Genomic DNA, 22264 nt, shown 5'->3' on the forward strand with positions numbered 1-22264 from the left:
GAACAGAACATATCACACTCAAAAGTGGAATTGGGATATTGCAACGATTCGAGAAAAAATCCGCCATTTGGCGTGAAATGCTGGCTTTAAATATCTTGTTCATCAAAAATCGTCAATACATCAGGAAGGCAGCGTTTCACGAGGACTTTTATCTCCCTTGCTCCCTCGCTTCTTAGGTCTTCAACGTATCCGGGGTAGGCAGCTTGAGCCGACTCAAAAGTTTTAAACGGCCCAAAATAGTAGATACAATCAGGGGTAGTGGTGGTAATTTCTGCCCAGTAATTACTCTTCAGTCCTTGGACAGTTCCTATAACCAAAGTTTTGATTCTGTTAAACAGACACGACTCCAAGTTAATTTGATTAAATCTAAGACGTAATCAACAGAGTTATCTATATATTCTGATGTTTCATCATTCATCAGCCACAATTTCCCACCAGTAATATAAATTTGGTTTGGTTCTTTGTAGTAAGCTTTATGACGGCTGATCCATCCTGGTTTATCTCCAGTAGTTTCTATTTTGTCTATTTTCAATGTGTGGCAATGTAACCGATAAACCGGAGTTTCATAATATATTCTTGCATCTACATATCCTAAATTACCAATAATATAGATGTCTTCTCCAACTAATGTTGCCGAATGGAAATCAGTTGGCGGGAATACATCTTCTGGATACCCAAAAATCTGGAAATTCCCATCACCTTGATAAACTACAACATCGTTATAAATACAAAAATCAGGGTCATAGTAGTCTTCATGTTCACCGGCAATTTCGATAACTCTACCGTCTGGTAATTGTGTAATGGTTCTGCCAAATCGCTGATAGCACCATGCTAAGTCTTGCCAATTTTCTGTATCGTCAAAAAGCTGTTTGGCTGTATAAGCAGAACAACCTTCTCTAATCATCGCTTGCCAAAACGGGATTTCCATCAACTCTGGATTAGTTCGGCCAAAGCGCGGATGTTTGTCAGCAAAATACTGCTCTGGTGATAATTTTGAGAGTGAGAATGTGCTGCGGTTAATTCCGGTGAGCAATCGCCGCATATCATCGTTAATATCACTCAAATCTTCACCAGCTGCAACTAGCATTCTCACAATTTCCAAATTAGTCGCCATCTTAATGGCTCTGTTATCGTAATTATCAGCTCTGCCAGCATTTGCACCAGCCTCTAATAAAATTCTGACGCAATCAGTTGCACCACGCTCTGCGGCCATCATTAACGCAGTGTTGCCAAAATCATCAGTAGCTTCAACATCACATCCCTCTGCAATTAGCCACTGTAGGACTTCGACCCTATTATTTCCTATCGCATACATTAACGGCGTTTGTCCACAGTTTCCGCGCTCGTTGTAATTTGCTCCCGCCGCCAAGAGTAATTTAACTTTAGGTAGTTCACCCACCTGAATACTCAATAACCAAGGCGTTCTATTCCAACAATCACGCACATTTTGATCTGCACCTTGTTCTAGTAATGATTGGACTTGCTCTAAACCCTCAAAAACTATCGCGTACATTAATTGAGTCCATCCCAGTTGCTCTAGGTTAGCACCTGCATTCAGTAATAATTGGACAGCATCAAATCTTCCAACATGAGCCGCTACTTTAATTGCAGTCTCACCATAGCTACTCATCCCATTCACACTCGCACCTCTAGAGATGAGTAAACTTAAAGTCTCTATCAAGTTTTCATCCTGCAAAATATCTCGACCAGACATAGCATCAATCAAGACATCATATTCTCCTCGTCTGCGATAGTTAATATCTGCTCCAGTATCCAGAATCAATCCCACTTTCTCTACATTCCCCGACTGCACCGCCAACTCAAGGACAGTATGTTCTGGTTCTGGTTCAACAGCATTCACATTCGCGCCATGTTGCAACAGGAAGCGAATCATATCACTACCTGCATTAGGGCTGTTTAGGGCGTACATTAATGGTGTTTGCCAATTATCTTCTTCTAAACAATCAATATCAACACCATTAGCTATCTCACGCGCAACTCCAGCAATATCTCCTTGCTGTGCATAAATATGAATTTGCATAATTTTTCTGAGTTAACTCCTGTTATCAAATTGGTATTGAGCAACCCCGGCAAGGCGTTTTATGGGTATTGAGCAAAAAAAAGTTGAAATAATTCACAATAAAGACATAAAAATCAATAGAAAACAATATCCAGATCATGAAAGCCAAGTATGCCATCAATCTCAGCAAAGGACTAACATTCTTTTTTATACTGCTCCTGATGTTTGTTTACCAGAACTTCACTCTAGGCCCGTGGGTGTATTTAGCACTTCACGGTACTTATGGCTTTCTGTGGCTACTAAAAGACCGCATATTCCCAGACAAACAATGGGAGCAACAAGTTTCTATTCCACAGGGCATTTTCATCTTTATTCTGGTGAACTTCTATTGGATAGCACCCTTTATTCTGATTAGTAGTGGCACAGTACCACCACTACCCCTAGTGGCAGTAGCTATTTCCTTGAACATTTTTGGTGTGTTTCTACACTTTGTTAGCGATGCCCAGAAGTACTATACCCTTAAATATCAAAAGGGACTAATAACAGAAGGATTCTTTGCTCGTTGTCGCAACACCAATTATCTAGGAGAAATATTGATTTATAGTGCCTTTGCTATGCTGACTCAACACTGGTTCCCCTTCTTGATTCTAGGAGGTTTTATCAGCATGATATTTATTCCAAATATGCTTAAGAAAGACCTTTCTTTATCTCGTTACTCCGAGTTTGATGACTACAAAAATCGTTCTGGGCTTTTGTTGCCAAAACTGTTTTTCATAAAAAATAATTCAGGAGTCAGTAATCAGAATTCAGTATGAATTCTGTACGACTGGCAGATTTTCATACGCGACGCAGGGGGAATTTATCACCAGGGCAACTGTCTTTGTTTTGACCTGCTCCCCCGACGAGAGCGTTAGATAGATTTATCGGCTGCAAAATTATTGGTACTTCTGCCGTGGAGGTCTGCGCTACCGTAGCAATGCCGTAGGCTACAACCTATACATGATATGGCTTGCCGTGATTGTGCCGTATGCCGTAGACACATCAAAAAGCCAGTAAAATATCCCTTATTATGACCACGGCATCACGGCAGGACTTTCACCAATCAGGCAGGGAGTAGCTATCATTGCCGTCATAATTTATCTTCTCACTTTCAACTAATTCAGATAATCCATTCATTAATTCCTGGTCTGAGTAGCCTGATAACCTGTCAGCCTTCTTCAAATCGCGTAATGTTTTTGGCGTTTTATTCTTGACATTCTGGAAGTATTCATAAATCTTTCTCGCTACCTCTGATAATGGTTTCGTGTGGTTAGGGTGAGCAGCATTTAAATTAAATTCAAGCTCATATACTCTATCTAGATATTCATGAGCATCTGAAATTGACTTGGCTTGATTAGATAGATTCGGCATTAATGCAACTACAAAACCACCAACGGAAGCAATCATCACTGGACGGAAGTTTTGATAAGAGACTGCTTTAACTTCCAGGTACTTAGATTTAATTAGCTCTCGTGATTGTTTACCTGGGATAATGTCACCTCTATTTAAAATTAGTTCCAATACCCCATAAGATTCTTGCTCTCTAGAGTTCTTAATGTACTTGTTGCCTAACAGCAGTAAGTTGAGGCACATCCGGGTTTGAGCATCCATCTTTTCAATACCCAAAGCTGCCAAATTAAAAGACTGTAGAGAAGCAATGAATTTAGTATTAAACTCTCGACCAATCAGCAGAACATCAAGTAATTTACTGCCATAATTCCAATCAGAATAAAGCTTACTCAAAGAGTCAGCAATTACTAACCAATCATCCAAAATTAGAATCAATGGTGGTAAAGATTCGCGCCTTTGTTCTGGTAGCTGTTTTCTTAGTTTGTAGCTCTGGTAAAAGTTATCAATTACATCTTTAGCTAGGTCTGGGTTTTCCCCGTCAAAGACAATTACTCTTTCTTTCTCTCGTAAACCGCAGAAACTATCATTCTTAGCACTAATCACCCAAATATCAGCACTTGGGCAATCTGCAAGGATTTTCTCAATCAAATAATTGAGGGTGACAGATTTACCGCTTCCGGGTGCAGCGACTAAAGCAGTAGAACTATCGGCTTTGGCTAGGGCTTGCAAAGTATTTAGGGCAAGAGATTCTGATGGGTGAAGACTTTCACCGCTATTGTGTTGTAACGCCTGCTGTTGTCCCCCAGTCACTTTATCGTCACCCCTGGCAACATCCTGCATTGACTGCCCTGGTAAAGCTCCGGCAGGTTGTCCGGTTGCTTGCTGAAGTTGCGCCCGTGCCTCAGCCTCTGCCTTCAAACGTACCTGCTCCTGAAAGATGGCTAACTCTTGCGGTGTCATTTGAGACAATTGTGCTGCCCTTGCCCGTCGATTCTCAGTCCATTGGTGGAACTCGTAGTCTAGTTGTGCAGTGTAACTTTCTTTGTGGAGCCTTAGCCCTTCACGAAGCTTGCTAATCAGCCAGTTGGCTTTTAGCTCATTCCTAACTTCGGGTAGCAACTGCATCAATCGCCATTCCCTAGCTTTGGACAATGCGAAAGCACCACCAGTAGTCACAACGGAGGCTAGACCCCAAAGCGGTTTATTCGGGTTGCTGGGTGGAATAATCCTTAATCTGGTTGCTTTGGTAGGCAGAAAATTATCACGTTGAAACGAGGGGTTAGCTGGTGCGTAAGCTTCAGCATAAAACTCAGACTCCGGCATTATGTAACGCAAGTCTTGTGTGCAGTATTTAGCGCGGTTATCTGGTGAGGTCAGTGTTTCGGGGATGAAGCAATATTCAACTAAGCTGATTTGAGTTCCAGTGAATGACTTAGCCCCACAAATTAAACCGATGCTTGCCAGCACCCCCACAGTTATATTGTTGGCTGTCCCTGAACTTCTATATAACTCAAACTGCTTACGTTTCATCACTTTCTACCTCCTCTGCCCAGATAATCAGTCCCCGTTGATCTAATTCATCCAAAGTTGCTGCGTTCAACGACTCTACAACCGCATCTGGCAGGATTCGCACCAAAATTTTTAAGAGCCAATTCATTTCCTACCTCCTATTGCTGCAATCGCCAACACTCCCAAAGCAGCCAACCCAAGCAATAACCAAGGTGTTTCAGTTTGGGGAGTTGGTTTAACTTCGTACTGTCTTACTTCCTCATAAAACCTTGTCTTACCTGCCTTAGTTGCTCCCCTTACAACCCGATACTCATCAAAGGCTATCCACAGCGAAGCCCCTACACTGGCAGAGGAGACACTCGCCACCATGAAGTCTTTGCCAATGTGGATTCTGCCGTCGTATTGAATCTTGGTCAGGGTGTTGGCGAAGAATAACCCCAGTACAATGCTGCCGAGTGTCCCAGAAGCGATCGCTCCAATTCCTAAACTCGTTAGTAGGCTGACTCCAGTGTTAGCGGTGAATACGCCTAAAAATGTAGCCAGTGCTTTGTTGAGGAGTTGCTTGTTATTGAAAACATCCCTAATAGATTGCTCTAGTCGTTCGCTGTCGTCATCCTCTGGGGTTGCCTTTGCTTTTGGCTGTTCACTCCAATGGGGAGAGGGAGCCGAATCATTAGTGGAGTGAAATTGAGATAACAAAGCGTCTAATTCATTCATTTTTACTCCTAACCATATAAACTGGCATGAAAGCCAGAGTTTCTCATCCTCTGGCTTTTTCACTGACTATGGTTTAGATGCCCATAAAATTCCTGAACCACTGCCCTACACGGCTAATTCCAGCAGTCCGGCTGTAGTTCGGCTTGGGTATGCGGTCAGTCTTCGCTTCACTGCCGTTTGTCCACAGTGCGCTAGTTACCGCCGTCTCATAAGCGCGATCTGCTGCGTCTTGGGCTTCTGGGACTTTGTTAGAAGCTTTGATTAAATCAGCCTCATATTTTGCGATCGCCATGAGGTCGGCTGTGGCCCCAGATATCTGAATTAAGGATGAGCGCTGCGCGTGACGGGTGGCCTCCGCAGTGGTGGCGTTGACGTGTTCTGCCTGCATCTCGGACATCTCATTTTTGAAACGCTGCTCTCCTGTCTTACTAGTGTTGATAGCTTTCAGGGTTTGCGTACCGTGTTTTTGGGTCAATTGCACCAGTTCGGCATAGGCTTGGTTTACATCCCCAGTTGTTTCAATAATCTTCCGATATGCTTCCAAAGCCTTGGGTAAATTGGCTTTTGCAGTGTCAGACAGTCGCGCCATGTCTGCAATTTTGGTGATTACCGTTTGATCTCCCTGTAAGGCTTTATTGAACTCTTCAGTCGACACATCAAACAGTCTCCCCATTGCTCCTAACGTACCGGGGGCATTATTGGGAATATGGTTTTTGAGTTTCGCTCCTCCAAAATTACGTGCCATTTAATCTCCTAATAAGGTATGTTGTCGTAGTCGATATTTATCGGCTCTTGGGGCACTTCATCCCAGTAACCCATCTCTTCAAATCGGCTATAAATTCTCGTTGCCAGTTGCCTTACGGGGTCGTCCAAATCTTCAGAGATTAAATCAAATCTGTTCTCACCAAACGCCAAAATATTTGCAATGTCCGGGTCAATCCCATTACCCAAGAATTGACCAAATGCAGCAGAGTATGGATGGTCATCGATGGTTGAATGAGTTGCTAGAAATTCAGTTCCGGTGAAAGGTGGGTAATCTTCACTTTCTTCTAACGGTGTGGAGAGTGCCTGAATATCTGCTGAGATCATTGCTGCCCATTCTTCAGGATTTTCTACTTTGAATTGCTCTAATCTCAGGGCGCGGTCAGTTAGCGGTGAACGTCCCCAATCGTTGGGATTTCTGTAGTCAAGTGTCATTTGTTAGAATCCTTAATGTCTAATGTGTACTCACGATGCACAGATGGGCGATCGCCAAGCTTGCCGGCAAATGCGATCGCTTCATCATCAGTTCTCACAAAACTCAACAAGTTCCAAAACCTCCCTCTGCACTTGGTTTTGGTTTAATTCTTTTCGTCTACCTTTCGAGTCATTGAAAATGAAAGGTGCATTGGCTCGACAATTAGAGCGGTGGCTGTAGCGCAGTTGTTGACCACGGAATTGGTACAGATGATTACGCTGTAAGGTTGTTGTTTCTAACATTTGCTTGTCTCTCGACTTGGGAATAAAACTCGATATTTAGGATTGCTTCGTGAATCTCCATCAAAGCTTGGACAGCATCACCCATTTTTAGGTCATTCGATGTACTGAACCTTTCGGACGCTTCAATTTGTTTGTAATTTGGGGATACTTGCACAAATCTGAGAGTCTGTTCGCAACCAAGGATAATGGTCATGATTTCGGTTGTTGTTAAGCTTGGTTGTCTCTGCACGGTGTCTTGGTCGCTCATGATTTGTTTCTTCTCCTTTGGGTTTTGATTGGTGCGGTTGGTGCTTCTGGCTCACTGTTTGGCACTTGTGGCTGGTTCGGTTTCTGAAGTACATAGCTGATTGCACCAGCACCACCCACGGCTGCGGCGATAGGAAACAGTGTGTTTCTGCCAAGCTGCTGGACTCCGAAGTAGCCAAGGGCTAACGCTGCTGCTGCTGCACCAATGCCTAAAACCGTGTTTCTAAATCTGGATTTGGTCATGCTGCCCCCTTGAAATTAGTGACCATTGCGCTAAGTGCTGATTTATTGGGCTGTGTAGATTGCGGTGTTTCAACTTTGGGCGATGGTTGTACATTGCCGTGTTGAAAAATCAGCTTCTCTACACCTGCTGATAATGCTTGTGTTGGCGCATCTTGAGGTAAATCAAAAATCTTGCACAATTCAATTACTGCTAAGTAAGAGATGGTTATACGCCGAGATTCGTAGTTCATTAATTAAGCTCCTGTTGCAATTTCAGTTAATAGCTTTAAGCCAAAAGCATTGATGAATTGGGGATTTTGTAATACCACAAATCCCAAGTCGGCAAGATTCTGATCCACTACTGGCATAGCCACACCACCACCCCAGGCGACAAGGTATTTCGCTCTGTCTAGGTAATTGCCATTCGTTACAAAGTTGGCGAATTTCTCAATTCTGCTGCTCCACCATTCGTCCAGACATTGGCTGTACTCTGTCTCAAAGTTTTTACCTGTGAGGTGATTACCTCCATAAGTGAAGGTTCTTGACACAATCCCCTGGTTAACCAAGGTGGGTGAATGTTTTACGTCTCTGGAAATTAAGCTGATATGGTCGTTGAGTTTGTCGAGTGCTTCTGCAATCATGCTGTGCAGTTCACCGGCTCCACCTTCAATTAGATGGCGGTCTATGACTGCACCATTGCCGTTAAACACAGTGCAAAGCCAAGTCGATGAACCGATATCTAGGGCGATAGCAATCTCTGACTCTTCTAGGGCTAGGGTTGGTGAACCAAATAGGCAGTGAGCGATACTTCCATAGCCTTCGGGATAAATGCCTGTAACTACAATTTCAATCGTTTTAGTGACAATGGAACGATTTACGGGATGTTTGTGTTGGAAGGTGTGAATACCTTGAACTCTGCGTTTAATCTCCTCTCCCCAGCGTTCTGGGTTGTGGTTACTCAAACTAATTTCTAGTTTCATGCCCGAAGGAATATTCAGAACTGCCAAGTCTGCAAGGATGCTTTCTAGCGCCAGTTCTGCTTTTTTGCCTTTGTCGTCATGCAACAGGGTATGGTCAGCTTGGGAAAGCGCTGCACTGCCCCAAAAGAATTGCGTGTCTTTCAAGTCCAGACGCTTTCCTCCGACATAATGCACCCATGCCCCATCTTTAGAAATGGTTTCGTGGTGGCGAATGTTGCGGTTGCGAACTAGTGAGTATGCAGATGGCATCGTGACAGAAAAATCACTGTAAATTGCCTTGCCATACCCAGCACCGGGGTCTTTACCTGCAATTAAGGCAGTTAGCCCGGAATTGGCAACGTTGGCAGCTTGAGTAAGCCAATTTGCGGCATTGGTGTATGTGGTTGTCATGGTTCTGATGATTGGTAAAAGTCTTATTTATTCTGGCTTTGGAGAATTTATCGGCTGAATCACCTTAAATCCACACATCCAGTTTTTGGCAAGCCTAAACTTCACTTTCTGGCTTCTATTGCCTTTGTTGGGTGACTGTTTTTGGTTTGGATAATGCTATGTTAGCATAGAATTGCATGAATTTTGAATGCGATAGCATGAAAAAAAGCTAAGTTAACTACTACATGAGGCTAGAATCGATGAATACAGAAGCTTTCATCGACATGACTAAAAGAACAACTATTGTTTTACCTGATGCAGTTTATGAAGATTTGCAAATATGGGCTGATGAAGAAGGTAGAGCTACAGCTAATCTCGTAGCGTTTCTTGTGGAGCAGGCCATAAGGGCTAAATTCCCCTCAAAATATCCTCCTGCTTACAAAAGAGTAGAGGCAAGCGATCGCCAAGCATAACGCTAATAGATAGCTATTTGTTCAAAAATGCAGTGTCAAGCATTACTATCAGTAAAGGAAGTGCTGATTTCACATCATCGTTAATCATTAAAGTCTCCAATGACTACTGTGAAAGACCCACAAACCGATTTTCAACTCCCACCGCACAACGAAGCGGCATTAGAGTGGCTTAGGGAGGCGAAAGACTATCAGTCCACTGTTGCTCTAGCGGCTAGTGGTGCTGCACTTGGTACAGGGGGCATAGTTCATCCGTTAGGCTGGTTACTTTTTGGATTGGCTTACAAGCCGTTGGTAGCAACTCAAAAATTTGCGCGGTTGGAAAAATTAACAGCCCTACTTTTGGATGAGTTTAAAAGCGAGGGTATACAAGTCTTTCCGGTAGTTAAGGTAGAAGACAAGAACCCTATCGACTTGTTTATCAGGTTTCCGCGAAAGGCACACCTATTTATCTCCATTCGTTCGCGGGGAGATAGTGAGGTTGTCTACAACGAAACCAGAGAAATTCTACAGGTTAAAAAGAAGAATAAGAGTGGTTTAACCACGTGGAAACCCTGTCCACTAGTTGAGCTATCGGATTATGAGAGATGGCTGACTAAAAATAGAGCTTTGTTCGGAATGTCCTCGAAAGAGGTGACAAAAACGCCGACAGTAAAAGTTTTGGTCTTATGTCCTCCTACCAAGGCGGCTGATGACCACAATCCACATCTTTATTCTGAGATGGGAAGTATGAGACTTCTAGCTCTCAGAAGAAAAGGCACTGCGTTTGTTATTCAACAGGAGGAAGTAACCGAGTTTGTCAGGGCTTGGTTAGCCAAGTACGAATAGGCTAAAAGCTGAAAACCCCACGTCTCGACGAGACAGCAGGGTTTTCAAAGTTGATTCCATTGGAATTGGGGTATCGGGTTGGACGCCTGATTAATATCCCTAATAGTAATTTTATCTTACATGATTGAAGTGTTAAGCCATTGTAACGCTTACAAGCAAGATAAGAATGGCAACTTAGGAATTTTATAAGATTATATTTCCGACTGTTGTATAAAAAATTACTAAAAAGGGATAGCTCCAATTCCTCCACTACACATACTGGAGGATGGGCTAAATGCCACAATTACAACAATTTAATAACTCGCTTGATCTGTCTAGACCCTGTGATCTAGAAGCCAACCACTGGAATGAATGGTTAGCCAGTGCAGTAGATCCAGCCTTAACCGCTCTCAATATTCGTTCTTTATCTGGGGCAGTAACCTATGAATATCTACTATATGCCCTACCCCAAACCGCCAGACGCAACGATGGGCGATTGCGAGATGGGTATTTAAAACGTTATGCCCACACCGTATTTGGGGGATGGTGGGTAAGTGGACTAGACCCACTCAACAACTGGCAACCGATGGACTGGGGACGGTTGAAGCCAGATGACCCCAGGCGAGAATGGGACAAACGCACCCACAAATATACCGAAAAAACGGTCAAGTACGAATCGCCACCCCAAACACCCAACCGTGTTACGTATCTGAGAGTATCGTTGCACATATGGTATTTGGTAGCCCAACGCCATAACCTACACATGCCAGAAAACATCACGATTACTGAGCAGGGAGAGGCGTTAGGGTTTTGGGCTTGGGTTTTAGCTCACCCAGAAATCCCCATCATTTTGACGGAGGGCGAGAAGAAAACTGGCTGTTTGTTAAGTCTGGGATTTGTGGCGCTCGCGCTGCCGGGAATCTGGAACGGGCGAATCGGACAGGAGGATTTAGAACGACTGCACCCTGATTTAATGCCAATGGCACAGCAAGGGCGGAAATTTATCATCCTGTTTGACTACGAAATTAAGCCCAAAACCAAACGCCACGTTTTTCTAGCTACACGCCGTACAGCCTGGGCGATCCAAAAGCAAGGTTGTTATTGTGAAGTCGCACTACTACCCGGCCCAGAGAAAGGTATTGACGATTGGGTTGTGGCTTTAGATAAAAAGGCTGATAAGGCAGTCACGGCGATGATTGCTGATACTATCACTTTAAGTGAGTACCAAAAATCATTTTTCATCAGTCGTACCAGGGGAATTCGCAAGCACAAGCCCAATGTTACCGTCAACAGCCGTTTTTTATCAAAAGTGATCAACTCCTTACCGCAATCTGGTCTGGTGGCTTTACTTTCAGACATGGGAACAGGTAAAACTGAGTTGCTGGCCAGGGTAAGAACAACCCAACCAGAGTTAAGTTTTTTAAACAATGGTCATCGCGTCAACCTGCTCAAAAACCTCAGTGAGCGGTTAAAGACCGAGATTTATTCAGCTATGGCTTGTGGAGACTGGGCTAAAGTTCATGCTCTCAGTATCACGATTGATTCCTTGTATAAAATGGCAAGTAATTTACAGGCTTATGATTGCCTTTTCATAGATGAAGCTTGTCAATATGTCGCTCACCTGCTGAAGTCCAAAACTTGTAAAGAACATCGTTCGGAAATTTTAGAAGTTTTAGAATACCTAGTTTATAACGCCAAGCTGGTAGTATTAGCAGATGCCCACTTGGATGACTTGACCATTGATTTCTTTATGGCAATGCGACCAGCGGGAGAAAAACCCTACATTATCAAAAACGAATATCGCTCTGGCGGTCGCAAAGTTTACTGGTACGAGGGTCGAAACAGCAGCAATCTAGTGGCAGATTTTCACGCTCAACTGATGACAGGTAGAAACCTGATGTTAGTTAGCGATAGCAAGCGTTTTATCAAGAAACTAGAGAAAGCTTTAAATGGTCTTGTATCGTTAGATGCCCCTGATGAAGACAATACACCAGAACCTGTTGAAGACCGCCAGTTAAAAATCTGGTCAATTCACTCCGAAAATAGCGGTAGCGAAGAGAATGTGATATTGATCAAGGAAATCAACGTTGCAATTAAAGATATTAATGCGCTGTTGACTACCCCCAGCCTGGGTACAGGTGTAGATATTTCAACGTATCATTTTGATGCAGTGTTTGGCGTATTTCACGCTGTCAGCCAATCAGCGACCGAATGCGCCCAGCAGCTTTGGCGGTATCGTCCTAATGTGCCGATGTACGTTTGGGTAGCTCCTCGTCCTCCCTTCGGTTATGCCGAAACCAATGCCCGACACATCAAAGAAAAAATTCTCCAGAAAAACGAGATGACTGCGTTTTTAATTCGCATTGACAAAGAAACAGGCAAACGGGGGGCGGAGAAGGATTGGGCTTTGGATGCTAGTTGTGAGATTGAAGCACAAAGGAACTGGTCAATTAATAATTTGCGTTCTGATTTGCGATCGCTCCTTGAGGAGATGGGCAATACTATTATTCCAATGGGCGATGGTATTGATGAGGGGGCTTCTCGATGGATTAAGGCGGCGGGTATTGCCCTGGACTGGGAGCATTACACCAACGTTGCTAACGCCAAAGATATTGACAAGAGAACTTACACAGCAAGACTGCATCAAGACTACCTTAAGCCCGAAGAAATCCTAGAGTGTGAGAAGTTCCGCATACAGGATACTTACGGCATGAGCGTTACCCCTTCCTTAGTCGAAAAAGATGACTCTGGAAGGCTGATTCGTAAGATTGTGGCATTGGAGGCGATACTAGCACCACCAGGGTCAACTATCACTGATGACCAGGGACGAGAATTCATTACGCCGCCATCTGTCGTGGTCGAGCGAGATAAGTCTGAGCGCGAGCGTCTAGCAATCTGTACTGATTGGAGCAATCATTCCACATCATGGTTAATGCGTCATCAAATCGGATTGAGAGAGATTCTCACAGAGTTAATGGCTGGAGCAGAGGTAACAGGAAATGAGTCTAACCTTATATCTGTGGCGCATTTGTCCAAACGCTATGCCAGCCACATTAAAGCCATCCTCAACATTACCATACCCATTGATGAGTCGCCGATGTGGATTTTGGGGCAATACCTAGAGCAACTGGGACTGTCTACCGGATGTCGGCGGCCTGTGGAGAATGGGAAACGAGTGAGGTATTATCGCTTACATTCCGATGATGTTAAGTTTGCCCAACAGGTGTTGTCATATCGGCAAAGGCAGCGTGAACTCAAAGAGCAGCAGCGTCAATCCCAACGAGAACGAAACGCGGCTTATGCGGCTAGAATGCAGGCTCTATATGGTATTGAACCGACTAAGAAAGAGCAGGGGGGGCAGGGGGAGAGGTGCAGCAGGGGGGGAGAAGAACCATTGAACAATAACGCTCTTTGCTCCCCAGCCTCCCCAGCCTCCCCAGCTTCCCCTGCTTCCCCAACCCCGTCCACACCCCCCCCTAATTTAAATGGAGAGATTAATCGGGGGGGTATGGACGGACAATCTCAACAAGTAGAAATACTCAATGATGACTGGTGGCAGAGAGTGAAAAACTATACTCAATTAGTGGTAGAGCAACTAGAATACGGGGTTGATAGAGTTAGAGAACTGCTCAGTACACTTACCACTGATGAGCGCTGGGGGGTGATTCTGGAATTTGACTCAGCTAACCCCGATATGTTTTCTCAACTGGTGTCCAATGCACCTAATTGGGTGGAGTGGATGTGATTTGTTAATGGTGAATTAAATAAAACTAATTTTTTAGGAGCGTGCTTGAATGTGTATTTGAACGCGCTCCCGCCAAGGCTGCTGATCGATCCAATCCTCAATGGTTTTTCGTGCCTTGATTGGGGTTCCTCTGTCGCCATTTGTAAATATAAGGACAACTGTTTGTCCTGGTAGGGCTGAGTTAATTTTGGTCATAGCTCCTGCTATGAATGCTTGAAAATTTTTCAGAATACTCTCATTAGATTCACTTTGTTGAAGTGATTTAAGTTCTTTGAGGTGTCGTTTCATAAACGATTTTTGGATAACAAACCTAAATCATATTTTACCTACAAACACAGCACTACTCTCGCTACTTGCTCAGTGTGGTCAATTTCAGTCGCAAAACACACCAGTATGACTGGCAAGCTTTTGTGTAATTTCTCTGATAATTGTCAGTCCAAGTAGTGGAAATAATCAGATAAATCTGTGTATTTTTTGTGTAAATTTAGAGGCGTTCTCAGAACTTCTTATAACTGTTGATTATCAAATTTTCATGGTTAGTATATGGAGACTATATGGCTTATATATGGCAATTTAGCGGAATTCTAATTTCTTATTACTGGAGTTTGATGACGCACAGTACGCCATCTTTGGCGGAAAGTTTTTGAAATCAAAAATGATTGATTTTAAGAGTAATTTCCGAAAACCGACTACTAAAAACTACATTACCACTACAAAATTGCTTTTAAAGACTTAAATCATCTTCTTCGTGCTGCTGTTGCTGGTGCTGTTGCCTTAACTGCCGCCCATAATCGAGTAGCTGCTGGTTCCAATCAACCGCCTTGCATTTGAGTCTCTTAGCCTGTGGGAGTAGTTCCATGAGTGCCCGTGCAGCAACTTCTCCTGCTTGATCTGGGTCAAATGCCACTTGCACATTAGGGATTTGTCGCAATTGCTCTACTGGTAAGCTGTTAGGGCTATCAACTGCCATGTATAGCGTTCTTTTTGGTGGCACATCGCCTCTAACTTGATACTCCAGCATTGCAAAGGAAATTGCATCAATGGGCGACTTCAAAAGCACAACTTTTTCTACAGTTGCATCGCGCTGGCCACCCCAGTGAAAGTGAAACCAGCCATTACGCCTAGTGGTTCCTTTTTGGTAGCCCTTAAATGTGTTGTTCTCGCCTCCGAAGTTCAGCTCGGCTACAGCCGCCGCTCCGACTTCTCTCCGTGTCCCCCGCAGGAATGCACCGTTAGGTTGCAAGTCTAGATTCCGCATCACGAACACAGCGTTTTGTTGCTCATCAGCGTAAACCAGACCTTTGCTGTGTAGAAGTTGCACAAAATCTTGGGGTATGCCCCGGTTTTGGGTCAGGTAACGTTCAACTGCTGGCCAGTGGGCTTGATTCTCAACAGGTAGCTGGAATTGGGGGCGTGGTTCAGTCTGGATAATAAGAGCAGTCGCTTTTCGAGCGTGGGCGATCGCTGCTTTTTCTGCTCCCGCTTCCCCAAAGCGGTCATGAAGCCACGCGATCGCTTGTCGGAAATTACAGTTGTTAACGTGCATCACCAAATCAATCGCACCACCGCCGCCCTTTTGCTGTTCGGGTGAAAAATCGTAGAACTTCGACCCATCTATATTAATGATGTGACCGTGACCTTTCCATCGCTCTAGATCATGATGCAGCCCCAACTCCCAAGCGACATCTTCCAAGGGTAAATCGCGCAGTTGTTGAGTCTGGGATTCCAACAGTTGCACCCGTTTTTCAAGTCGCTGCCGTTGCTTAGAGCTATAGAAAGCCCGTTGCTCTGCACGGGATAATCGCTCAAGCATGAAAGCGCGGTCAGCCAATTGGTGGTTAATGGCTTGGAAATTTTCATGCTGCTGAATCCGGGCAATATAAGTCCTGGCTGATTCAAAGGGTGTCGGTGCTAATTGGTAATTCTCCCAGACTGCGGTGAATGGTTCGCTGTTGACCGCTTGGTAATACTCCTTTACTTTCGTGTGAGTTGCCTTACTCCCCTTCACCCCCCGTTCAATGCCTAATGGTGCAAGTGCTTCTGCATAACTATCTTGAAGTAGGGATAACTTCTTCCTCCCCTGTCCACCTCTGCCGCCGAACATCGCATCATGGCTGACCCTCCCGGTTTTATCGTTCAATGGCACGATGTAGGCGTGGATGTGTGGGGTACTTTCATCTAGGTGCAGTTCTGCCCTGACGCAAAGGGAACCATAGTTTTCTAAGAGCCAGTCACGGGAAGCACTGGCCCACTGCTGCATTCTTTCATCAGACCAATGCCCGGATTGAGATGGGTCATGAGGACGAAAATAGAGAGGTGATGCCGAGAGAAACATCTCGGTGCATAACACCGCATCCTTTCGTGGGCGATGCGGTAGCGTAGAGATTTTTTCCTTAACTATCTCCTCTAAAGAGCGTGAGTCTTCTGTCCCAATCAACCGTCTATTATTTTTAGTTGGATCTGCATTGGGTGTTTCTCTATTCCTGGTAACATGGTCATCACTTCCGGCAACGTTGCCAAATGTTTTTAGTTTCTCAATTCTGAGAATAGTTAGTGGCGACATAAAAGATTTATGTTACAAGTGCAGTACTTTGTAGTACTCAAACCCCCCTCCGGGCGAACGACGGTTTCATGTCATGAGCGCAGCGAGAGATGGCGCAGCCACCCGCAGGGCATGAAACCATAGTGAGTATGGTTATAACTATAACTCAGCCTGAAATCGATTTTTGGGGGAGTTTAGCCCAACAAGTAGGTCGCCAAAACACCCCCAATTGACTCATTTTTGGGTCAATTGACAGTCGTTTGACTGTCGCTGCTGTTAGAGGATTTGACTGTCGTTTGACTGTCATTTGGTACATTAAAGGGTGAATTGGGGGTAAAAAGGTGGTGTTTTGGCATCAAAACATTTTTAGTATCAATCAACACAATCGCTTACACAAAAACTACACTAATTCGATAGGGTTATAGTTTATGAGTGAACAGCATCTGGAAGTGCTTTCGATTAAACGCAGTCACGACAGTAGTGATGGCCAGCTACTGCAATTTTTACGAGAGCATGAGCGTCAAATTTCTGGCAGAGGTCTCAATACGGTTCGGATAAGCTCTTTAGGCTGGGGAGGCTCTTTAGGCTGGGGAGGCTGGGGGGGAGAAATTACTGTTCAATGGCTCTTCTCTCCCCCTGCTCCCCCTGCTCCCCCCGCTCCCCCTGCTCACCTCAACAGATAACTTTGTTAACCGAACAGTATTGGCAGAGGTCTGACTAAAATTGTTTTGAACACTTTAGGGATGTATTGGTGGCCAAATGTTCTTAAGCGCCAGGGTGCTGATAAGAAGGATTTAGAAATTGCTGTGATGTACTCTATCTCACATTTAGAAATACAGATTTCTCTGCTTAAGCAGTTACTTAAGTAGACACTTGCTTTGATGGTGAGAGCTAAAAGCTTGCTTGCAGCGAAAGCTGGGTTGGCAGGTTGAAACTAGTCAGAGTCATTTTTGAAGTACGTTTGCAACACAATAAGATTACGCATTATCAATAAGTTCCAGGTTTATTGAGAATGGGCAACCATCTCACTTAGTGAATAACATGAGTGCAACATCCACGCTCCCGGCAGGGCGAACTACTTTTGCGTTTTGAGCGAAGCGAAAAATGGCGCAGCCACCCTTTGGGGCGCGAAAGTAAAGTGAGTACACCTTTAAAATAACCTACCCGAAAACCCCTCTTTTCCAGCCGCAACTGACCGCAACTGGCCGCAATCAGCCGCAACTGGGCGCAACTAGCCGCAAACGAAATTACTGACTTTTCTGATTTCCAGCCGCAAACAGCCGCAACTGGCCGCAACTAGCCGCAAACAGCCGCAAACAGCCGCAAATTTTCGTAGACCATTTAGAGGTGTATTTTAATACAGACGCAGTCCCGCTTGATATTACAAATGTAGTGTTTTAGTAGTTTTTTTGAGGGCTGTGACTGTATTAGGGATTTAATCACCACTAATTACATAGACTTAGTGGTGATTATAAATGTGTTGCTAGTGTTCACTAATGATGAGCAAACCTGAGAAGAAGGCAATAACGGTTTGATAAATATAGAACCGCTTTATGGTAGGTAGCTAGTCGGACTGCCTGATAAAATTCAGTAGCGAAAAATTTGAGTCTCAGATGAGCTAGGGAGCGAGGTATGCAAGTCAAAAGCGAAGTCACAATTAAATTTAGCGGTGAACTACCAACAGCCACACCAGCAGCGAACAAGAAAGTTGAAGTCTCGCTGACAGATCAGAACGGCTACGTGTTTACTGCTCAAGTTAATGCAAAAAGCTGGCGGAAGGCTGAAACTAACACGTCTGAGTTTGCTGACTGGGCAGGAGCTATATCGGGTAAGCTTGGTCAGCGAACAGATTCAGGTTTTGAAATCGTTGACGCAGGAATCCAAATTTTTGAGAAGAAGGTGAAGGAGCCTAAACCAGAAGAAGGTGCTGTTGTAGCTGAAGCTGGTGCAAGTTAATAGACTTGTCTCAAGCATTCATGAGCAAATATAAAAGGCTAGTTGAGTGAACAGATATTAGCCTTTGCTCATACTAGTAGCGCTTAGGTGGCGATTATTTCTTTCGCTCACAAGTTCCTCAAATTGTTTCTCTATCTTCAAAGTGAACTAACCCCAATTCACTCATATAAGATGGAATACCTCTGCTATCTGGCGAATGCCAGCCTGACACTACGGTTGGTTGAATATCTACTTGGGTCTTCTCAACTGGGAGTCAGCTTCGTCACCGTGATTAATACTATTGACGGCTGGGTGATTAGAGTCAGACTAAAGCATCAACTTTGCCCTCAAGAAGATGGTAATTTCAGGTCAATCTTAAGTGAATTAGGAATTAATTACTCACCATCAAAGCTCTTACAATTGGCACTAATGAGTTTAGCAGGTGGACAGTCTCCTGTTGATGTTATGCGTCGCTATCAAGTTGCTGTAGTTTCTCATGGTCAGCCAAACAAAGAGGAGATAGAAGCATTCCGGCAACAGTTCATCAACGGATTGGGTTACTGTCCACAAACCCTAGCTTGACCTAACAGCCATTTCTCATACTAAATGCTATTGACGCGGTTGTTGATAAAAAATTGCTATATTCACTTTGCTAAAACAGTGAAGGGAGCATGAAAATTTCTAACACTTCAAAACTGAAGTCTCACTAGTGACGATACTATTACAAACTAAGCAGTTTTATTGATAAAGACTGCACCGGAAAATAGCAGAGGTAAAAGCAATGGATGAGCGTCATCGTTACTTAAAAATCGCTCTCATTATTGTCGGGATTGCCTTTTTACTTATTTATCCGCTGACTAAAATCTGGCCATCAGGCTGGTTATGGCAACCTGGTCAGTACGAATATGAACAAATGATCATTGGTGTTTATGCAACGCTTGGTGTCTTTTTGCTGTTGGCTTCTCGACAACCAGAAGCGAACATCAGTTTAATCTGGTTCACTGTTTGGTCAAGTTTAGTGCATGGGCTAATTATGGCGGTACACGCACTAATTGATCCGGCTGAACGTGGACACCTGTTTGGTGATGTTCCAGCATTGTTATTAGTGGCAATTGTCCTTGCCGTCCTTACCCCGCGCAAAGTAGTGTCTAGTTTAATTGATGACAGAACCGCCCCAAAGCTTAATTTATAGTGAAAAATACACTGGTTCTGCCGAGCAGTTAATCATGTTTACCTGCCTCTGTGTTTGTAATCCAGGGTGTGAATCTATTTATCAGCTATGACATCATCTGGAGACGCAATTTCTACCTCTGCAATGAGATATTGCAGAGGTAGAAGCACTTTCAGTTGCAGATTCCACTTTTTCCTAATTATGTGTAATCTCCGTCAGCATCAATCAAAAATTAAGAAAAGCTTGTGTTCTCAAAACCGTAGATGGGTTACTACAAGCATTTTTGATAGGTGCGACCGCGAAACACTTTTGTGCGGTCGTAGCTTATTGCCATCTTGAGCTTGATTTGAGATACAGCCGAGAACGGAAATAGGAGTACTAATATGCTTCATTTTCCGTTACATACAATTCCAGTTACATTCAAGTAGCACATTATCAAAATTCAGAAGAGCAACCATTTTAAGCCTTAATTTCCGAAAATGCAGCTATCTCGGTTCTATGCCATTTAGGCCTTTGGTTGCGATCGCCCAAGATTGTCCTTGTCGTCCTTGCGGATTGCCGCATTCTGTATTGCAGTACTGTCGCGCAAATAAAGCACTTCCAGCACCGTGTCTTCCTTCCGTGTTACTGCCAAACACGAAAATCTGGCCTTTTGCTAGTTTGGTAATTCTGTCAGGAATAATTTTGTAGGGATGATTATTTGACATTTGGTTCTTTTACCCAAAAGAAAAGATTGGGATATCTGTGATTAAATTTTTTTACTTCTGCTTGAGCAGCAGTTAGGTTATCCCACAATTCCATCTCTCCATAATCACCTCTTATCATTGCTTCTTGTCTAGAATTTGGATGAGTGAAAATTAAGGGTGATGCGTCCTTACTAGAATTTTTTCTTCGCCAATAAATACAGTACTTGTCCATTTTATATAAACTAATAATAGAATGAATTACTATCAGTTTATATTTTTATTATGCTGACTGTTTAATTTGGCTTAAGGCTATTAACATTTCTTCTCGGTTGAGATGTCGTTTCTTGCCTGTTTTAGTTTCTTGGATAGCGTAACTCCATTTATTCCAACTTGTGAGCATTTCTTTCTTAACTGTTAAACAGTCATCTGTTTGGTTGTAGATACTTGATGTTTGTTTTTGGTAGATATCCGAATTTTGGATTTTTCAGTTAAGGTTTCGGTTTGAATTACAGTGGGTTTTCTAGATGTAGTGCAGTTGCAGTGTTTTTCAAAAGCGATAGATATCTCTAGCAATAATTGAAAAATAAAGAGAGTAGAAAATCCGTAAATAATAACGGAGAAGCTCTGTTAACATTACTGTGCTAATTGCATTGTTTTAACTCCTGTTGATATAACTAGTAACTGGCTATCTATGAAGCGGTTAGCTAGCTTTCTATTTACATCAATGCGTTAGCATCTGTGATATTTAAAATGATTTTTGACTATACTATAGCAACAATGTATGTAATTAATTCTGTCTAAGTACTTACCCTAAACTCTCACGGTTGATCGCTGGGTAATCTGTATACCCTCGTTCACCGCTGCTGTAAAACGTACTACGATCGTGCCGATTCAGTGGGGCATTGAGTGCAAAACGTTTTGGTAAATCTGGATTTGCTAGAAATAAGCGACCGAAAGCAACGAAGTCAACACCATTATCTTGCAAGATGGCTTCGCCCGTTTCGCGGGTATAACCACCTGCTGCGATCATCGAACCTTGAAAAATAGAACGGAAAAACTTTGTATCTAACCCCTTGCCCTCATCAGCGATTGTTACATTTCCTTGAATGCGCGGTTCAATGACATGGAGATAGGCTAGCCCAAATTGATTTAACACATCGGCGACGTAGCTAAAAGTCGCGGTTGGATTTGAGTCCCTCATATCATTAAAAGAACTGCTTGGTGATAATCGCACACCTACTTTTGTTTGTCCCCAAACTTCAACCACTGCTTGAACAACTTCCAGTAGTAGGCGTGTTCGGTTTTCGACAGAACCTCCATATTCATCTGATCGCTGATTGGAGTTATCTTGCAGAAATTGATCGAGTAGATACCCGTTGGCGCTATGAATCTCAACACCATCAAATCCAGCGGCTAGAGCATTTCTTGCGCCCTGCTGGAACTGTGACACAATCGGTGGAATTTCTTCTAATGCTAAAGCTCTAGGCGTAACGTGGGGTTGCTGCCCTAGGGCGGTATCTGCCATGCAGTTCGCTGGAATTGCACTGGGAGCGATCAGGATTTCATTGGGTGGCAATAATGAAGGATGGGCAACTCGTCCAGCGTGCCACAGTTGGAGAAAAATCCGTCCACCTTGAGCATGAACGGCATTTGTCACTTGCTTCCAACCTTCGACTTGCTCTGATGTATAAATTCCGGGTGTATTGGGATAGCCAATACCATTGGGAGCAACTTGAGTGGCTTCACTGATGATCAGTCCGGCGGATGCTCTTTGAGCGTAGTAAGTTGCGTTAATTGGTTGAGGGACATACCCATTACCAGCACGGCATCGGGTTAACGGTGCCATAATCATCCGATTAGGAAGTTCCAAAGTACCAAGAGTTGCTGGAGAAAGCAATTTCAGATCCGGCATGAGTTTTATCCTCACAATTACAAAACAATGAATCACAGGGGTTGAACCACCAATTAGGCTGAATT

25 protein-coding genes are annotated in these 22264 nt (G+C 43.7%); 8 read left to right on the plus strand and 17 right to left on the minus strand.

Annotated elements, in window-relative coordinates:
* Positions 1 to 86: 86 nt before the first annotated feature.
* The gene (locus AC5JL8_RS23005) at positions 87 to 317 is read right to left on the minus strand and encodes a DUF1816 domain-containing protein (protein WP_495882010.1); all 231 of its coding nucleotides are present in this window, start codon (positions 315 to 317) and stop codon (positions 87 to 89) included.
* Positions 308 to 2041, minus strand: a complete 1734-nt coding sequence (locus AC5JL8_RS23010) for an ankyrin repeat domain-containing protein (protein WP_495882011.1) — start codon at positions 2039 to 2041, stop codon at positions 308 to 310. The genes AC5JL8_RS23005 and AC5JL8_RS23010 overlap by 10 nt, the downstream gene beginning before the upstream one ends.
* A gap of 137 nt (positions 2042 to 2178) precedes the next feature.
* Between AC5JL8_RS23010 and AC5JL8_RS23015 the strand changes: the two genes are divergently transcribed.
* Entirely contained in the window at positions 2179 to 2835 is a 657-nt protein-coding gene (locus AC5JL8_RS23015; protein WP_495882012.1) for a DUF1295 domain-containing protein, read from the plus strand.
* 280 nt (positions 2836 to 3115) lie between these two features.
* Here the strand turns inward: AC5JL8_RS23015 and AC5JL8_RS23020 are convergent, their stop codons facing one another.
* From AC5JL8_RS23020 to AC5JL8_RS23065, 10 genes are all read right to left on the minus strand, one after another.
* Positions 3116 to 4939, minus strand: a complete 1824-nt coding sequence (locus AC5JL8_RS23020) for an ATP-binding protein (protein WP_495882068.1) — start codon at positions 4937 to 4939, stop codon at positions 3116 to 3118.
* Positions 4929 to 5066: a hypothetical protein gene (locus AC5JL8_RS23025; protein ID WP_495882013.1), complete on the minus strand. Its 138-nt coding sequence runs from the start codon at positions 5064 to 5066 to the stop codon at positions 4929 to 4931. Before AC5JL8_RS23025 ends, AC5JL8_RS23020 begins: the two co-directional genes overlap by 11 nt.
* Positions 5063 to 5635 carry a hypothetical protein gene (locus AC5JL8_RS23030; RefSeq protein ID WP_495882014.1) on the minus strand — a complete coding sequence of 191 codons (573 nt, stop codon included), beginning with the start codon at positions 5633 to 5635 and terminating at the stop codon, positions 5063 to 5065. Before AC5JL8_RS23030 ends, AC5JL8_RS23025 begins: the two co-directional genes overlap by 4 nt.
* A gap of 73 nt (positions 5636 to 5708) precedes the next feature.
* A complete protein-coding gene (locus AC5JL8_RS23035; protein ID WP_495882015.1) occupies positions 5709 to 6380 on the minus strand; it encodes a hypothetical protein in 672 nt (223 codons plus the stop codon).
* Positions 6381 to 6388: 8 nt separating this feature from the next.
* Positions 6389 to 6832, minus strand: coding sequence for a hypothetical protein (locus AC5JL8_RS23040; protein WP_495882016.1), 444 nt, complete (start codon positions 6830 to 6832; stop codon positions 6389 to 6391).
* 87 nt (positions 6833 to 6919) lie between these two features.
* The gene (locus tag AC5JL8_RS23045) at positions 6920 to 7114 is read right to left on the minus strand and encodes a hypothetical protein (protein ID WP_495882017.1); all 195 of its coding nucleotides are present in this window, start codon (positions 7112 to 7114) and stop codon (positions 6920 to 6922) included.
* The gene (locus tag AC5JL8_RS23050; RefSeq protein WP_495882018.1) at positions 7086 to 7361 is read right to left on the minus strand and encodes a hypothetical protein; all 276 of its coding nucleotides are present in this window, start codon (positions 7359 to 7361) and stop codon (positions 7086 to 7088) included. Before AC5JL8_RS23050 ends, AC5JL8_RS23045 begins: the two co-directional genes overlap by 29 nt.
* Positions 7358 to 7603 (minus strand): hypothetical protein, encoded by a 246-nt coding sequence (locus AC5JL8_RS23055; protein WP_495882019.1) that lies wholly within the window; start codon positions 7601 to 7603, stop codon positions 7358 to 7360. The genes AC5JL8_RS23050 and AC5JL8_RS23055 overlap by 4 nt, the downstream gene beginning before the upstream one ends.
* Complete coding sequence (locus AC5JL8_RS23060) at positions 7600 to 7833, minus strand: hypothetical protein (protein ID WP_069073853.1); 234 nt, start codon at positions 7831 to 7833, stop codon at positions 7600 to 7602. The genes AC5JL8_RS23055 and AC5JL8_RS23060 overlap by 4 nt, the downstream gene beginning before the upstream one ends.
* A gap of 3 nt (positions 7834 to 7836) precedes the next feature.
* Entirely contained in the window at positions 7837 to 8952 is a 1116-nt protein-coding gene (locus AC5JL8_RS23065) for a ParM/StbA family protein (protein WP_495882020.1), read from the minus strand.
* Between the two features lie 239 nt (positions 8953 to 9191).
* Between AC5JL8_RS23065 and AC5JL8_RS23070 the strand changes: the two genes are divergently transcribed.
* The 3 genes from AC5JL8_RS23070 (at position 9192) to AC5JL8_RS23080 (ending at position 13953) form a co-directional block, all read left to right on the plus strand.
* On the plus strand, positions 9192 to 9404 hold the full coding sequence (locus AC5JL8_RS23070) for a ribbon-helix-helix domain-containing protein (protein WP_495882021.1): 213 nt from the start codon (positions 9192 to 9194) through the stop codon (positions 9402 to 9404).
* A gap of 99 nt (positions 9405 to 9503) precedes the next feature.
* Positions 9504 to 10229: a hypothetical protein gene (locus AC5JL8_RS23075; protein WP_495882022.1), complete on the plus strand. Its 726-nt coding sequence runs from the start codon at positions 9504 to 9506 to the stop codon at positions 10227 to 10229.
* A 274-nt stretch (positions 10230 to 10503) separates the two neighbouring features.
* Positions 10504 to 13953, plus strand: a complete 3450-nt coding sequence (locus AC5JL8_RS23080; protein ID WP_495882023.1) for a plasmid replication protein, CyRepA1 family — start codon at positions 10504 to 10506, stop codon at positions 13951 to 13953.
* Between the two features lie 33 nt (positions 13954 to 13986).
* Here the strand turns inward: AC5JL8_RS23080 and AC5JL8_RS23085 are convergent, their stop codons facing one another.
* Together AC5JL8_RS23085 and mobV are read right to left on the minus strand one after the other, a co-directional pair.
* The gene (locus AC5JL8_RS23085) at positions 13987 to 14241 is read right to left on the minus strand and encodes a hypothetical protein (protein WP_495882024.1); all 255 of its coding nucleotides are present in this window, start codon (positions 14239 to 14241) and stop codon (positions 13987 to 13989) included.
* A gap of 436 nt (positions 14242 to 14677) precedes the next feature.
* Complete coding sequence (mobV, locus tag AC5JL8_RS23090) at positions 14678 to 16516, minus strand: MobV family relaxase (protein WP_495882025.1); 1839 nt, start codon at positions 16514 to 16516, stop codon at positions 14678 to 14680.
* A 407-nt stretch (positions 16517 to 16923) separates the two neighbouring features.
* On the opposite strand from mobV, the gene AC5JL8_RS23095 reads away from it, so the two are divergent.
* The 4 genes from AC5JL8_RS23095 to AC5JL8_RS23110 all read left to right on the plus strand — a co-directional run bounded on the left by AC5JL8_RS23095 (position 16924) and on the right by AC5JL8_RS23110 (position 19622).
* On the plus strand, positions 16924 to 17178 hold the full coding sequence (locus AC5JL8_RS23095; protein ID WP_495882026.1) for a hypothetical protein: 255 nt from the start codon (positions 16924 to 16926) through the stop codon (positions 17176 to 17178).
* 949 nt (positions 17179 to 18127) lie between these two features.
* On the plus strand, positions 18128 to 18451 hold the full coding sequence (locus AC5JL8_RS23100; protein ID WP_495882027.1) for a hypothetical protein: 324 nt from the start codon (positions 18128 to 18130) through the stop codon (positions 18449 to 18451).
* A gap of 171 nt (positions 18452 to 18622) precedes the next feature.
* A complete protein-coding gene (locus AC5JL8_RS23105; RefSeq protein ID WP_495882028.1) occupies positions 18623 to 19012 on the plus strand; it encodes a hypothetical protein in 390 nt (129 codons plus the stop codon).
* A 199-nt stretch (positions 19013 to 19211) separates the two neighbouring features.
* Positions 19212 to 19622, plus strand: coding sequence for a DUF6632 domain-containing protein (locus AC5JL8_RS23110; RefSeq protein WP_495882029.1), 411 nt, complete (start codon positions 19212 to 19214; stop codon positions 19620 to 19622).
* A gap of 464 nt (positions 19623 to 20086) precedes the next feature.
* Here AC5JL8_RS23110 and AC5JL8_RS23115 read toward each other — a convergent pair whose 3' ends face one another.
* From AC5JL8_RS23115 to AC5JL8_RS23125, 3 genes are all read right to left on the minus strand, one after another.
* Entirely contained in the window at positions 20087 to 20308 is a 222-nt protein-coding gene (locus AC5JL8_RS23115) for an A1S_2505 family phage non-structural protein (protein WP_495882030.1), read from the minus strand.
* Entirely contained in the window at positions 20298 to 20426 is a 129-nt protein-coding gene (locus AC5JL8_RS23120; RefSeq protein WP_272938692.1) for a hypothetical protein, read from the minus strand. Before AC5JL8_RS23120 ends, AC5JL8_RS23115 begins: the two co-directional genes overlap by 11 nt.
* A gap of 666 nt (positions 20427 to 21092) precedes the next feature.
* Positions 21093 to 22199, minus strand: coding sequence for an alkene reductase (locus tag AC5JL8_RS23125; RefSeq protein ID WP_495882031.1), 1107 nt, complete (start codon positions 22197 to 22199; stop codon positions 21093 to 21095).
* Positions 22200 to 22264: the final 65 nt, after the last annotated feature.

The organism is Mojavia sp. (genome assembly GCF_059505145.1).